At 70.7% G+C, this 13,795-nt stretch carries 12 protein-coding genes; 9 read left to right on the top strand and 3 right to left on the bottom strand.

Features of this window, described 5'->3' with window-relative positions; all coding sequences use genetic code 11:
* The first annotated feature begins 104 nt into the window (after window positions 1-104).
* Window positions 105-1,094: a COX15/CtaA family protein gene (locus tag ACTWQI_RS10655; RefSeq protein ID WP_443269537.1), complete on the top strand. Its 990-nt coding sequence runs from the start codon at window positions 105-107 to the stop codon at window positions 1,092-1,094.
* Here ACTWQI_RS10655 and ACTWQI_RS10650 read toward each other — a convergent pair.
* The 3 genes from ACTWQI_RS10650 to ACTWQI_RS10640 form a co-directional block, all read right to left on the bottom strand.
* Window positions 1,071-2,420: an amidohydrolase family protein gene (locus tag ACTWQI_RS10650; protein WP_443269536.1), complete on the bottom strand. Its 1,350-nt coding sequence runs from the start codon at window positions 2,418-2,420 to the stop codon at window positions 1,071-1,073. The two genes, ACTWQI_RS10655 and ACTWQI_RS10650, sit on opposite strands and share 24 nt — an antisense overlap.
* A 55-nt stretch (window positions 2,421-2,475) precedes the next feature.
* Entirely contained in the window at window positions 2,476-2,826 is a 351-nt protein-coding gene (locus ACTWQI_RS10645; RefSeq protein ID WP_443269535.1) for a hypothetical protein, read from the bottom strand.
* Window positions 2,827-2,964: 138 nt separating this feature from the next.
* Window positions 2,965-3,966 (bottom strand): heme o synthase, encoded by a 1,002-nt coding sequence (locus ACTWQI_RS10640; protein ID WP_443269534.1) that lies wholly within the window; start codon window positions 3,964-3,966, stop codon window positions 2,965-2,967.
* A 489-nt stretch (window positions 3,967-4,455) separates the two neighbouring features.
* Here ACTWQI_RS10640 and tkt point away from each other — a divergent pair, with 489 nt between their 5' ends.
* From tkt to ACTWQI_RS10600, 8 genes are all read left to right on the top strand, one after another.
* Window positions 4,456-6,534: a transketolase gene (gene tkt, locus ACTWQI_RS10635; protein WP_443269533.1), complete on the top strand. Its 2,079-nt coding sequence runs from the start codon at window positions 4,456-4,458 to the stop codon at window positions 6,532-6,534.
* A 33-nt stretch (window positions 6,535-6,567) separates the two neighbouring features.
* A complete protein-coding gene (gene tal / locus ACTWQI_RS10630) occupies window positions 6,568-7,710 on the top strand; it encodes a transaldolase (protein WP_443269532.1) in 1,143 nt (380 codons plus the stop codon).
* A gap of 10 nt (window positions 7,711-7,720) precedes the next feature.
* A complete protein-coding gene (zwf, locus tag ACTWQI_RS10625; protein WP_443269643.1) occupies window positions 7,721-9,250 on the top strand; it encodes a glucose-6-phosphate dehydrogenase in 1,530 nt (509 codons plus the stop codon).
* The gene (opcA, locus tag ACTWQI_RS10620; RefSeq protein WP_443269531.1) at window positions 9,247-10,308 is read left to right on the top strand and encodes a glucose-6-phosphate dehydrogenase assembly protein OpcA; all 1,062 of its coding nucleotides are present in this window, start codon (window positions 9,247-9,249) and stop codon (window positions 10,306-10,308) included. The genes zwf and opcA overlap by 4 nt, the downstream gene beginning before the upstream one ends.
* On the top strand, window positions 10,305-11,087 hold the full coding sequence (gene pgl / locus ACTWQI_RS10615; protein WP_443269530.1) for a 6-phosphogluconolactonase: 783 nt from the start codon (window positions 10,305-10,307) through the stop codon (window positions 11,085-11,087). Before opcA ends, pgl begins: the two co-directional genes overlap by 4 nt.
* Window positions 11,088-11,183: 96 nt before the next feature.
* Window positions 11,184-12,020, top strand: a complete 837-nt coding sequence (locus tag ACTWQI_RS10610; protein ID WP_443269529.1) for an ABC transporter substrate-binding protein — start codon at window positions 11,184-11,186, stop codon at window positions 12,018-12,020.
* Window positions 12,017-12,817, top strand: a complete 801-nt coding sequence (locus tag ACTWQI_RS10605) for an amino acid ABC transporter permease (protein ID WP_443269528.1) — start codon at window positions 12,017-12,019, stop codon at window positions 12,815-12,817. Before ACTWQI_RS10610 ends, ACTWQI_RS10605 begins: the two co-directional genes overlap by 4 nt.
* Window positions 12,818-12,834: 17 nt before the next feature.
* A complete protein-coding gene (locus ACTWQI_RS10600; RefSeq protein ID WP_443269642.1) occupies window positions 12,835-13,590 on the top strand; it encodes an amino acid ABC transporter ATP-binding protein in 756 nt (251 codons plus the stop codon).
* Window positions 13,591-13,795: the final 205 nt, after the last annotated feature.

The following is a 13,795-nucleotide window of genomic DNA, read 5'->3' as shown; positions in this document are numbered from 1 at the left end:
CGTTCGCCCTTTGGTCGGCCGCAGCGCCGCTCCTGCCCCTCGACACGGACCCTCTTCACGGACCCTCGTGAATGCATGCACAAGCCGCCCCCTACGATGAGCCCGTGCCGAAGTTGCTCGAAGCCGTGCGAAACCCCCTCGCCTTCATCGCCCACCGCTGGGCCCCGGCCCCCCGGACGCTCCAGCGGGCCGCCCTCGCCGCCCTGGTGATGAGCGTGGTCATCGTGGTCACCGGGGGCGCCGTCCGGCTCACCGGCTCCGGCTTGGGGTGCGACACCTGGCCCGGATGCTCCGACGACAGTCTGGTCGCCACCCCCGAGATGGGTCTGCATGGGGCGATCGAGTTCGGCAACCGCATGCTGACGTACGTGCTCTGCGCGGCGGTTGGCTGGTCGATCATCGCGGCCCGTGCGAGCAAGCCCTGGCGGCGCAGCCTCACCCGGCTCGGCTGGGCCCAGTTCTGGGTGGTGCTGAGCAACGCCGTGCTCGGCGGCATCACAGTGAAAACCGGGCTCAACCCCTATTCCGTCGCGGGCCACTTCGTCCTGGCCACCATTCTGATCACGCTCACGACGGTGACCTGGCAGCGCACCCGCGAGGGCGACGCCTCCCCACGGCCGCTGGTGGGCCCGCGGGTTCGGCAGCTGGCCTGGACCCTCGCCGCGGTGACGGCCGTCCTTGTGCTGATCGGCACCGTGGTGACGGGGGCCGGCCCGCACGCGGGCGACAGCAGTGAGGTGGAGCGGATCCAGGTCCCCTGGGAGACCGTCGCCCGGCTGCACGCCGCTTCGGCCTGGGCAGTTGTGGGACTGGCTGCCCTGCTGTGGATCGTGCTGCGCGTGGTCGACGCTCCGGGCGTCCCGCAGGCCCGTACCCGGGACCTGCTGCTCGTCCTCCTCTCGCAGGGCGCCATCGGCTATGCGCAGTATCTGACCGAGCTGCCCGAGGTTCTCGTGGGCGTGCACATGCTCGGCTCCTGCCTGGTGTGGATCGCCGTGGTCCGCCTGCTGCTGTCGCTGCGCGAGCGGTCGGTCACGGAGTTCGGCACACCGGGTCCCGCGCAGGAGGGTTCAGCGGTTCCCGCGACCGTCTGAGCGGTCCGCAAGCCCGTACACCCGACGTGCGTTGCCCGCCGCGATCAGGCCTGCGACCCGCTCGGCGTCGGTACGCGACCAGACGCCTTCGGCGACCCATTCGGCCAGCAGACTGCCGAGCGCTTCGTGGAACAGGCGCGCCCCGACCACGTGCAGCTCCGGCAGCCCGTGCCCGCCGGTGGAGAAGAGCAGCTTCCCGAAGGGCGCCAGCTCCAGGGCCTCCGCCAGGACGGTGCGCGCCCGTGACCCGGTGCGGGCGAGTGCGGGTCCGAGGTCCGCGTAGACGTGGGGGAAGACGTCGGCCAGACATGCGGCCTGCCGGTGGTAGGGGTAGCCGTGCAGGAGCACCAGGTCCGTGCCCAGCCCGGCCGTCGCCCGTACGAAGTCGGTGAGCAGCATCGGGTCCGTACGGTCGATGCGCAGCTCGGGTGCTCCGACCCCGCCGTGCAGCTGCAGCGGGCGCCCGGTCGCCACCGCCGTCCAGAGCAGATGGCGCAGAAGCACGGGATCGGTGAGCCGCCCGGCCTCGCCGGTCCGCGGACCGGGCCCTCCTGTCCGGCCGCTCCCCCAGACGGCTTCCCCGGACGCCTGCACCGGAATCCGTCCGAAGGCGGCTACGCCCCGGCTGCCTCCCCCTGGGGAAACTCCCCCAGCTAGCGCCGGGGGGACCTCCACCTGGGCCGCCGGGCCCAAGAGACCCACGTCCGGGAGGGAATCCCCCACCCGCGCCGCTCTTCGCTGCTCGCGGCGGTCGGCCAGCCAACGGCCGGCGGCCCGGCGCACCTCTCCGGGGCCGGGCGGCTCCGGTGCGAACGCGAGCCCGTGCCGGCAGCCCGCGACGGAGCTGAAGCCGACGGCGGACAGCGCGGCTCCGTGCACCGCTTCCGCGACGTTGGTCATGAAGTCGTCGGCGGTCCCCGAGGTGTCGGCGACCTGTTCGGCCAGCAGCTCCAGGCGCACGATCTCGAACGCCGCGGCGTCCCCCGCGGCGGCGAGTTCGGCCGGTTCGGTGAGGTCGCCGGTCAGTCCGGTGTCCACCAGATACGTGCCGATGCCGGTGGAGCGCAGCAGCCTCCGGCCGGTCTCCAGGACGCCGAGTTCGCGGCGGCGCGCGAGATAGAGGGCTGGCGGACTGTGCGGCTCGAGCCCGAGCAGCGGCGGGCACCAGCGGCGAACGGCGAAGCCGGTCTGGGTGTCGAAGAAGGTGGTGCCGGATGCGGCGGGAGCCGTGGACTGCGTGAGATAGGCCTCGAAGGTGCCGAGGCCGAGCTCGGTGCGCAGCACGCCGTGGCAGTGCTGATCCACCAGCAGTGGCAATTCGATCACAGCGCCCGCCCCTGTCGTCGGAACCGTCGTAACGGTCTAACGGGCGGGCGGTACCTCAGGTGTTGCCGGGGCCTCCGACCTGGATCCCTGCCATGCGCGTCCACTCGTACGGACCGGTGCGGACCTTGGCCGCGAACTCGCCGTCGAAGGACTCGTGGAGCGTGATCCCGGACAGCCCGGCGGCGCGCTCGGCGATCGCATGGCTGGGGGCCACCAGGTCGCCCCAGGTTCCGTCCTCGCCGACGAGCACGATGCGGGTGCCCATCTGGCCGAGGTAGGCGAGCTGGCCCTCGGCGCTGCCGCCGTGGCTCTTGGCGAAGTGCGTGATCTGCTTCGCGAGCCGGGTCGCACGGCGCTCGGCACCGGAGTCCAGTGCGCTCTCGCCGGCCTGCGTGGTGTCTGCCATGGTCCCGATGCTACCGGCAGGTAGGTCAACCGTCGACGGTCCCCCAGCTAACGCTGGGGGTGCCCCCAGGGAGTGGCTTCGGCCACGCCCGCGCTCGCGTTCGCCGGGTGGTCGGTACGTGTCCGACCGACCGGGGGTTCAGCGCAGGAAGGGGTCCACCGCGATGGCGACGAAGAGCAGCGAGACATAGGTGATGGACCAGTGGAACAGCCGCATCTCCTTGAGCTTCGCGCCCGTGGTCCCGGCCTTGGCGCGAGCCTGCAGGGCGTGCGCCTCCCGGAGCCACCAGCCGCCTGCCGCGACCGCGACCAAGGGGTAGAACCAGCCGACGTACCCCAGCGGCCACAGCAGCAGGGAGACGCCGACCATCACCCAGCTGTAGAGCACGATCTGCCGGGCGACCACGGTGTTGGCGGCGACGACCGGGAGCATGGGCACGCCCACCCGCGCGTAGTCCGCCTTCACCTTCATCGACAGCGGCCAGTAGTGCGGCGGCGTCCAGAAGAAGATGACGAGGAAGAGGACGACCGCCGCCCAGGAGAGGGAGTTCGTCACCGCGGACCAGCCGATGAAGACCGGCATGCAGCCGGCGATGCCGCCCCAGACGATGTTCTGGGCGGTGCGCCGCTTGAGGATCATCGTGTAGACGACCACGTAGAACAGCAGAGCCCCGAGGGAGAGGGCCGCCGAGAGCCAGTTGACGAGCAGGCCGAACCAGAAGGTGGAGATCACGGCGAGGGCGAGGCCGAAGACCAGCCCCTCGCGCGGCGTGACCATTCCGGTCACCAGCGGTCGCTGCGCGGTGCGGTCCATCAGCGCGTCGATGTCGCGGTCGAGGTACATGTTGAGCGCGTTAGCGCCGCCCGCGGAGAGGTAGCCGCCGATGCACGTGGCGAGCACCAGCCCGAGGTCGGGCACGCCCTGCTCGGCGAGGAACATCACAGGGACGGTGGTGATCAGCAGCAGCTCGATGATCCGCGGCTTGGTGAGTGCCACGAACGCCTTGACCCGCGCACCGAACGGCCGGTGACCGGGACCTTCCGGGAGCTCCCCCACAACCCTTCGGGCAGGGGTGGGGGTCCCCCCGGCGCAGCCAGGGGGCGTGCCCCCACCCGCAGGACGGGAATCGACGGCCGTCACGCACACCCCTGTATAGCGACCTCAGCGGCTCGCGCCGCGGGCACAGACCAGCAAGCACCGGAGATGAAGGGCCGGTAAAGACTTGCGCGTACCACGCCACTCTAGACGTAGCGGATACCGCCCTCGCCGCCGGGGTGGGTCGTGTTGTCCACCGCCCCTCATGGGCACGGGCGCGAGGGGGCGGCACCGAGGGTAGTACCGCCAGCGCCTCGTAAGAACACGCCCGCCGGGCGGAGCGGGGCGCCTACCGGAAGTCCGCGGAAAGTCGCCGCTCACCTGAGACGGGAGCGGCCGGAGCACGTATATCCGTAGCGTCGGACGCCCGATCCGGCGCTCATCCGGTTGCGTTTTTCCGCCCATCCGGTCGCGCCGGATCCCGACCCGTGGACGGCCGAAAAGGGTGCGGTTCCGGCGAGGGTAGGCTCAACAGCGCCCGGTGTGCACAAAGTCACCGGCATTCGACATTGTGGAGAGGAGCCCTGACCCAGGGTGAGCACGCATCCGACCACCACAGACCTCGAGTGGACCGAACTGGACCGGCGCGCCGTCGACACCGCCCGCGTCCTGGCCATGGACGCCGTGCAGAAGGTCGGCAACGGCCACCCGGGCACGGCCATGAGCCTCGCTCCCGCCGCGTACCTGCTCTTCCAGAAGCTGATGCGGCACGACCCGGCGGACGCGGGCTGGACGGGCCGCGACCGGTTCGTCCTCTCGTGCGGTCACACGAGTCTGACCCTCTACATCCAGCTCTACCTGGCCGGCTTCGGCCTGGAGCTGGACGACCTGAAGGCGTTCCGCACCTGGGGCAGCAAGACCCCGGGCCACCCGGAGTACGGCCACACCACCGGCGTGGAGACCACCACCGGCCCGCTCGGCCAGGGCATGGCCAACGCGGTCGGCATGGCGATGGCCGCCCGCTACGAGCGCGGCCTGTTCGACCCCGACACCCCGCAGGGCTCCTCCCCGTTCGACCACACCATCTGGGCGATCGTCTCCGACGGCGATCTGGAGGAGGGCATCTCAGCGGAGGCCAGTTCGCTGGCGGGCCACCAGAAGCTCGGGAACATCGTCGCCCTGTACGACGACAACCACATCTCGATCGAGGGCGACACCGCGACCGCGCTCTCCGAAGACGTACTGCAGCGGTACGAGGCCTACGGCTGGCACGTCCAGCGCGTCGAACAGGCCCCGAACGGCGACTTCGACGTGGCCGCGCTGTACGCGGCGTTCAAGGCGGCACAGGCCGAGACCGATCGGCCGTCGATCATCGCCGCCCGCACGATCATCGCCTGGCCCGCCCCGAACGCGCAGAACACTGAGGCCGCTCACGGCTCCGCCCTCGGTGAGGCGGAGGTCGCCGCGACCAAGGAGGTGCTCGGCTTCGACCCCGCGCAGTACTTCCAGGTCGACGACGAGGTCATCGCGCACGCCCGCAAGGCGCTGGACCGCGGCCGCGAGGCACGTGCGGCGTGGGACAAGCAGTTCCAGGAGTGGCGGAACGCCAACCCGCAGCGGGCCGCGGAGTTCGACCGCATCGCGGCGGGCGAGCTGCCCGAGGGTTGGGAGCAGAAGCTTCCGATCTTCGAGGCCGGCAAGGACGTCGCCACCCGCAAGGCGTCCGGCGAAGTCCTCAAGGCGCTGGGCGGGGTGATCCCCGAGCTGTGGGGCGGCTCCGCCGACCTCGCGGGCTCGAACAACACCACCATCGACGCCTCGTCGTCCTTCCTGCCCGCGGACAGCCCGCTGCCGGAGGCGAACCCGTACGGCCGCACCATCCACTTCGGCATCCGCGAGCACGCCATGGGCTCGACGATGAACGGTGTCGCGCTGCACGGGAACACCCGCATCTACGGCGGCACCTTCCTCGTCTTCTCCGACTACATGCGCCCGGCCGTCCGGCTGGCCGCGCTGATGCGGCTGCCGGTCACCTACGTCTGGACGCACGACTCCATCGGCCTCGGCGAGGACGGCCCGACCCACCAGCCGGTCGAGCACCTGGCGGCCCTGCGCGCCATCCCGGGCCTGACCATGGTCCGCCCGGCCGACGCCAATGAGACCGCAGTCGCCTGGCGCGAGATCATGCGCCGGCACAGCGCCTCGCCCGCCCCGCACGGCCTGGCCCTGACCCGGCAGAACGTGCCGACGTACGAGTTCAACGAGGATGCAGCCAGGGGCGGTTACGTACTGCTCGAGGCCGAGGGCGACGCGCCCGAGGTGCTCCTCATCGCCACCGGCTCCGAGGTACAGCTCGCCGTCCAGGCGCGGGAGCGCCTCCAGGCCACCGGTGTCCCCGCCCGCGTCGTCTCGATGCCGTCCGTCGAGTGGTTCGAGGAGCAGGACCAGGGGTACCGCGACAGCGTGCTGCCGCCATCGGTGAAGGCCCGGGTGGCGGTCGAGGCCGGAGTCGGCCTGACCTGGCACCGCTACGTCGGCGACACCGGCCGGATCGTCTCGCTGGAGCACTTCGGCGGCTCCGCCGACTACAAGGTGCTGTTCCGCGAGTTCGGCCTGACCGCCGACGCCGTCGAGGCCGCCGCACGGGAATCTCTCGCGGCCGCCGGTCGCTGACGCTCGTATACGACTAGAGGAGACACCACTCTCATGGCAGACGCACTCCAGCGCCTCAGCGACAGCGGCGTGGCGATCTGGCTGGACGACCTGTCGCGCCAGCGCATCACCTCCGGCGGCCTCGCCGAGCTGATCGACGAGCAGCACGTGGCCGGGGTCACCACGAACCCGACGATCTTCCAGAAGGCGATCGCCGCCGGTGACGGCTACCAGCAGCAGCTCTCCGACCTCGCCGCCCGCCAGGTCACGGTCGAGGAAGCCCTCCGGATGATCACGACCGCGGACGTCCGGGACGCGGCGGACGTGCTGCGCCCGGTCTTCGAGGCCACCGGCGGCCGCGACGGCCGGGTCTCCATCGAGGTCGATCCGCGCCTGGCGCACAACGCCCGGGCCACGGTCGCCGAAGCCAAGCAGCTGGCCTGGCTGGTGGACCGGCCGAACACCTTCATCAAGATCCCGGCCACCCAGGCGGGCCTCCCGGCGATCACCGAGACCATCGCCAAGGGCATCAGCGTCAATGTCACGCTGATCTTCTCGCTGGATCGCTACCGCGCGGTGATAGACGCCTACCTGTCCGGGCTGGAGCAGGCCAACGCCGCGGGCCTGGACATCTCCCGGATCGAGTCGGTCGCGTCCTTCTTCGTGTCCCGGGTGGACACCGAGGTCGACAAGCGGCTCGACGCCCTGGACACCCCGGAGGCGAAGAAGCTGCGGGGCAAGGCGGCCATCGCCAACGCCCGGCTCGCCTACCAGGCGTACGAGGAGGTGTTCGGCTCGGTGGACGGATCGACCCCGCCGAGCGACCGCTGGGCTGCGCTGGAGAAGGCCGGCGCCAACCGGCAGCGTCCGCTGTGGGCCTCCACCGGCGTCAAGGACAAGGCGTACAAGGACACGCTGTACGTCGACGAGCTGGTCGCCCCCGGCACCGTGAACACCATGCCGGAGGCCACCCTGGAGGCCGTCGCCGGCCATGGGGACATCGCGGGCGACACCGTCCGCGGCAGCTATGAGCAGGCCCGGGCCGACCTGGACGCCCTCGAACGACTCGGCATCTCGTACGACGAGGTCGTGCAGCTCCTCGAGGACGAGGGCGTCGACAAGTTCGAGGTGTCCTGGAACGAGCTGCTCAAGTCCACCGAGGCGGAGCTGAAGCGCCGCGCTCCTTCGGAGGCGTGAATTGACCCTGCTGTCCGCGCGTGGCGACAACCCGCTGCGTGACGTACGGGACCGGCGGCTCCCGCGTATCGCGGGGCCGTCCGGCCTGGTCATTTTCGGCGTCACGGGCGATTTGTCCCGTAAGAAGTTGATGCCTGCCGTGTACGACCTGGCCAACCGCGGACTGCTGCCGCCGGGCTTCTCCCTGGTGGGCTTCGCCCGCCGCGACTGGCAGCACGAGGACTTCGCACAGGTCGTGCACGACGCGGTCAAGGAACACGCGCGGACGCCGTTCCGCGAGGAGGTCTGGCAGCAGCTTGCCCAGGGCTTCCGCTTCGTACCCGGCGAGTTCTCCGACGACGAGGCGTTCCAAAGGCTGCGGTCGACGATCGAAGAGCTGGACAAGTCGCGCGGTACGGGCGGCAACTTCGCCTTCTATCTGTCGGTCCCGCCGAAGTTCTTCCCCATGGTGGTGACACAGCTCAAGAGGCACGGCCTCTCCGACGCCCCGGCCGACTCCTGGCGGCGCGCGGTCATCGAGAAGCCGTTCGGGCACGACCTGAAGAGCGCGCAGGGCCTCAACCAGGTCGTCCACCAGGTCTTCCGTCCGGTCGACGTGTTCCGGATCGACCACTATCTGGGCAAGGAGACGGTCCAGAACATCCTGGCGCTGCGCTTCGCCAACACGATGTTCGAGCCGCTGTGGAACCGGTCGTACGTCGACCACGTACAGATCACGATGGCCGAGGACATCGGCATCGGCGGCCGCGCCGGCTACTACGACGGCATCGGCGCCGCCCGCGATGTGATCCAGAACCACCTGCTCCAGCTGCTTGCGCTGACCGCCATGGAGGAGCCGTCCTCCTTCGACGCCAAGGCGCTGGTCACCGAGAAGCTGAAGGTCCTCAAGGCCGTCAAACTGCCGAGGGAGTTGGGCGAGCACACCGTGCGCGGCCAGTATGCGCACGGCTGGCAGGGCGGCGAGGAGGTGCTCGGCTACCTCGAGGAGGACGGCATCGACCCGGGCTCGCGCACCGACACCTATGCCGCGATCAAGCTGGAGATCGACAACCGCCGCTGGGCGGGCATCCCCTTCTACCTGCGGACAGGGAAGCGGCTCGGCCGCCGGGTGACCGAGATCGCGGTGATCTTCCAGCGCGCACCCCACTCGCCGTTCGACGCCACCGACACTCAGGAGCTGGGACAGAACGCCCTGGTCATCCGGGTCCAGCCGGACGAAGGCGTCACCATCCGGTTCGGCTCCAAGGTCCCGGGCACCCAGATGGAGATCCGGGACGTGACGATGGACTTTGCGTACGGCGAGTCCTTCACCGAGACCAGCCCCGAGGCGTACGAACGGCTGCTGCTCGACGTGCTGCTGGGCGACGCGAACCTCTTCCCCCGCCACCAGGAGGTGGAGGAGTCCTGGCGCATCCTCGATCCCGTGGAGGAGTACTGGGACACGCACGGCAAGCCCGAGCAGTACACCGCGGGGACCTGGGGGCCGAAGGCCGCGGACGAGATGCTCGCACGAGATGGACGGAGCTGGCGCCGGCCATGAACATCGATCTCACGGACACCACGTCCAGCCAGATCAACGCCGCGCTGGTCAGGGCCCGCCGGTCGACCGGGACGCCGGCCATCGGCATGGTGCTCACCTTCGTCATCGTCACCGACGAGGGCAGCCACTACGACGCGCTGCGGGCCGCACGAGAGGCGTCCAAGGAACACCCCTCCCGCATCCTCGTCGTGATCAAGCGGCCGGGGCGCTCGCCCCGCGACCGCGCCATGGCCCGGCTGGACGCGGAGGTACGGGCCGGGGGCGAGACCGGCAGCGGGGAGACCGTGCTGCTCCGCCTGCACGGCGAACTCGCCCACCACGCCCACTCGGCCGTGCTGCCACTGCTGCTGCCGGACGCTCCGGTGGTCGTGTGGTGGCCGGAGGACGCCCCCGAGGACCCGCACGAGGACCTGCTCGGGCAGCTGTCGGCGCGCCGGATCACCGACGCGGCGGCGACCGAGGACCCGGTCGGGACCTTGGCCCAGCGGGCCAGGACCTACACCCCGGGCGACACGGACCTGGCCTGGACCCGCATCACCGGGTGGCGGAGCGTGCTGGCGGCCGCCCTGGACCAGAAGCACTCCGAGATCACCTCGGCCGTGGTGGAGGGGGAGGCGTACAACCCGAGCAGCGAGCTGCTCGCGCTGTGGCTGGCCGACCGGCTGGGCGTGCCCGTCGAGCGGACGGTGTCCGAGGGGCCGGGACTGACGGCCGTACGGCTGGAGACCGCCGACGGCACGATCTGCCTGGACCGGGCTGACGGCTCGCTGGCGGAGCTGGCGATGCCCGGCCAGCCCGACCGGCATGTGGCCCTGCACCGGCGGAACACCGCCGAGCTGATCGCCGAGGAGCTGCGGCGGCTCGACCCGGACGAGGCGTACGCGTCCGCGGTCAAGTTCGGGGTCAGCAAGCTGGGCAAGGCCGTGATCGAGCCGGGCGGGGGCACGGCCTCCCCGAATGGCGCCGAGGCCGCGGAAGCCTCGGAGCCGGCGGCACCTGGGGGCCCGGCGGCGCAGGCGAACGCGGCGGACCGGGCGGGGAGGGAGAGGGCGACGTGAGCACCCCGCAGGTCGTCGTCCACCGGGACAAGGAGCTGATGGCCAGGGCTGCGGCGGCCCGGCTGATCACGAAAGTGGTGGACGCCCAGGCCGCCCGCGGCTCCGCGTCAGTGGTGCTCACCGGCGGCCGCAACGGCAACGGGCTGCTGGCGGCGCTCGCCGAATCCCCGGCCCGGGACGCGGTCGACTGGGCACGGCTGGACCTCTGGTGGGGCGACGAGCGCTTCCTGCCCGAGGGGGATCCCGAGCGCAATGTCACCCAGGCGCGCGAGGCGCTGCTGGACGCCGTACCGCTCGATCCGCATCGGGTGCACCCGATGCCTGCCTCGGACGGGCCCTACGGGAACGACGTGGAGGCGGCGGCAGAGGCGTACGCCACCGAACTGGCGGCCGCCGCGCGGCCGGAGAACCACGCCTCGGTCCCTCAGTTCGACGTGCTGCTGCTGGGTGTCGGGCCGGACACCCACATCGCCTCGCTGTTCCCGGAGCTGCCGGCCGTGCGGGAGACCGAGCGCACCGTCGTCGGCGTGCGCGGTGCGCCCAAGCCGCCGCCCACCCGGATCTCGCTCACGCTTCCGGCGATCCGCGCCGCACGCGAGGTCTGGCTGCTCGCGGCTGGCGAGGACAAGGCGAACGCGGCAGCGATCGCCCTCTCCGGGGCCGGGGAGATCCAGGTCCCCGCGGCAGGGGCGTACGGCCGCGGCCGTACGCTGTGGCTCCTCGACGCCCCGGCCGCCTCGCACCTCCCCCGCGCCCTGTATCCCCCGGCTTCCCCCTGAACCAGCGCCCCCGCGGCGAGCGCTCCGGTCTGGACACCTGTCGTATACGTGCGTCAGGCTGTGCGATCTCAGGTCGCCGTCGCACAGGGGGTACCGATGACCTCGCCGTCCCGCCTCGCACTCCGCAGATCCTCCGCACTGGCCCTCGCCGCCGCCCTCACACTCGCCGTCGCGGGTTGCGGCTCCGGGGAGTCGGCTTCCGCAACCGTCAAGGGCGTGCAGCTGGTCAAGCCCGGACAGCTCACCACCTGCACCCATCTCCCCTATCCGCCCTTCCAGTTCGAGAAGGACGGGAAGATCGTCGGCTTCGACGTGGCGATGATCGACCTCGTGGCCAAGGAACTGGGTGTCAAGCAGGTCATCGTCGACAAGGCCTTCGAGACCATCAAGACCGGCGCCGATCTCAATGCGAACACCTGCGACGTCGCCGCGGCCGGAATGACCATCACCGACGAGCGCAAGAAGTACCTCGACTTCTCGGTGCCGTACTTCGACGCCACGCAGGCACTGCTGGCTCGCAAGGGGCTGAATGTCGCCTCGCTTGACGAGGTGAAGGCGCAGAAGCTGAAGATCGGTTCCCAGTCCTCGACGACCGGCGAGGACTTCGCCCGCCAGGCGGGGCTCGACCCGAAGTCGTTCGAGTCCTCCGACGCCGAGCTGAACGGGCTGCGCACCGGAGATGTCGATGTGATCATCCAGGACTTCCCGGTGGTGCAGACCTGGCTCAAGGCGCCCGCCACCTCAGCGAAGTTCGAACTGGTCGGCAACCTCGACACCGGTGAGCAGTACGGCTTCGCGGTGAAGAAGGACGGCAACCCGAATCTGCTGAAGAAGATCAACGCAGCGATCGACAAGGCGCGTGCGGACGGCACGTACAAGAAGCTCTACGAGCAGTGGGTCGGTCCGATGCCGAAGGGCGACGCCGCCCAGTGAGCACGCGTTCGTCGCCACGACAGCGGCAGCGACGTCTCCGCGGTGTGCAGTACGCCGGCTTCGTGGTCGCGGTGGTGCTGCTGGCGACGCTCGCCGACTGGCAGCGGCTCCAGGAGCAGTTCCTCGATCCGGGCGTGGCGCAGCAGCTGTTCCCCGATCTGATCACGGTCGCGCTGCTGAACACCGTGATCTACACGCTCACCGGCTTCGGTGTGGGGCTGGTGCTCGGGCTGGTCGTGGCCCTGATGCGGCTGTCGTCGGTCGGCCCGTACCGCTGGCTGGCGATGGCGTACATCGAGTTCTTCCGCGGCCTCCCGGCTCTGCTGATCTTCATCTTCGTCGGGGTCGGCGTACCGCTGGCCTTCCCGGGGCTGGTGTTCCCCGGCGGCACGTACGGTCAGGTCGCCTGCGCACTGGGCCTGGTCTCCGCCGCGTACATGGCGGAGACCATCCGGGCCGGCATCCAGGCCGTGCCACGCGGTCAGATGGAGGCGGCCCGGACGCTGGGGATGTCGTACGCGACGGCCATGCGGTCGATCGTCATCCCCCAGGCCTTCCGGATCATCGTGCCGCCGCTGACGAACGAGCTGGTGCTGCTCTTCAAGGACTCCTCGCTGGTCCTGTTCCTCGGGGTCACCCTTGAGCAGCGCGAACTCACCAAGTTCGGTCGCGACCTGGCCAGCCAGGAGGCCAACACCACGCCCATCTTCGTCGCGGGGCTGTGCTATCTCCTCGTGACGATCCCGCTCGGGCTGCTGGTGCGGCGGCTCGAGGCCCGGCACGCGAAGGCACGGTGAGCACGGTGAGTCCGGCGATGAAGGCGGCGACGGAGCCGACGGCCGAGTCGGCGCTCGAGATCCGGGGACTGCACAAGTCCTTCGGCGACTTGGAGGTGCTGCGCGGCATCGACTTCCGGATCGCACAGAGGGAGGTGGTGTGCGTCATCGGGCCGTCGGGGTCCGGGAAGTCGACCCTGCTGCGCTGTGCGAATCTGCTGGAGCGGCCGACGGCGGGGACCGTGCTGGTGCACGGAGTCGACATCACCGACCCGGACGTCGACATCGACCGGGTGCGCCGCCGGATCGGCATGGTCTTCCAGTCCTTCAACCTTTTTCCGCACCTGACGGTCATGGAGAACCTGACGATCGCCCAGCGGCGCGTGCTGCGGCGCGACCAGGACGCCGCGGTGGAGGTGGCGCGCGAGAACCTCGCGAAGGTGGGCCTGCTCGACAAGGAGAGCGGCTATCCCGCGCAGCTGTCGGGCGGCCAGCAGCAGCGGGTGGCGATCGCCAGAGCGCTCTCGATGGGGCCGGAGCTGATGCTGTTCGACGAGCCCACGAGCGCGCTCGACCCGGAGCTGGTCGGTGACGTGCTGGCCGTGATGCGCAGGCTCGCGGACGAGGGCATGACGATGATGGTCGTGACGCACGAGATGGGCTTCGCCCGGGAGGTCGCCGACCGGGTGGTGTTCATGGACGACGGCAACGTGGTGGAGGAGGGCGGCCCGGAGGACGTGCTCGTCCGCCCGGGCCACCCACGGACCCGAGCCTTCCTCGCCCGGGTCACCTAGGTCCTGTCCGGTCGGTCAGGCCGGGTCAGCGAGCGGGGTCTGGTGCAGGGGGCACCTCCCAGCGATAGCTGGGGGAGCATCGCAAGGCGGAGGAGGGAGCCCATGCGGTGGGGGCACCTCCCAGCGGTAGCTGGGGGCCATCGGCGACCGACGACAACGCAGCGAGGCGCGGTGCCAGGCGTCGCGAGCCCGGCATGACCGGCCG

The organism is Streptomyces sp. KR80, from assembly GCF_052245555.1.
Taxonomy (GTDB): domain Bacteria; phylum Actinomycetota; class Actinomycetes; order Streptomycetales; family Streptomycetaceae; genus Streptomyces.
This window is presented reverse-complemented; position numbering and strand designations above follow the sequence as displayed.

Bases quoted from the DNA above. Each gene is read 5' to 3' on its own strand.
- opcA (WP_443269531.1), top strand. From the start codon at position 9,247: ATGAACATCGATCTCACGGACACCACGTCCAGCCAGATCAACGCCGCG.
- ACTWQI_RS10610 (WP_443269529.1), top strand. From the start codon at position 11,184: ATGACCTCGCCGTCCCGCCTCGCACTCCGCAGATCCTCCGCACTGGCC.
- ACTWQI_RS10600 (WP_443269642.1), top strand. From the start codon at position 12,835: ATGAAGGCGGCGACGGAGCCGACGGCCGAGTCGGCGCTCGAGATCCGG.
- tal (WP_443269532.1), top strand. From the start codon at position 6,568: ATGGCAGACGCACTCCAGCGCCTCAGCGACAGCGGCGTGGCGATCTGG.
- ACTWQI_RS10645 (WP_443269535.1), bottom strand. From the start codon at position 2,826: ATGGCAGACACCACGCAGGCCGGCGAGAGCGCACTGGACTCCGGTGCC.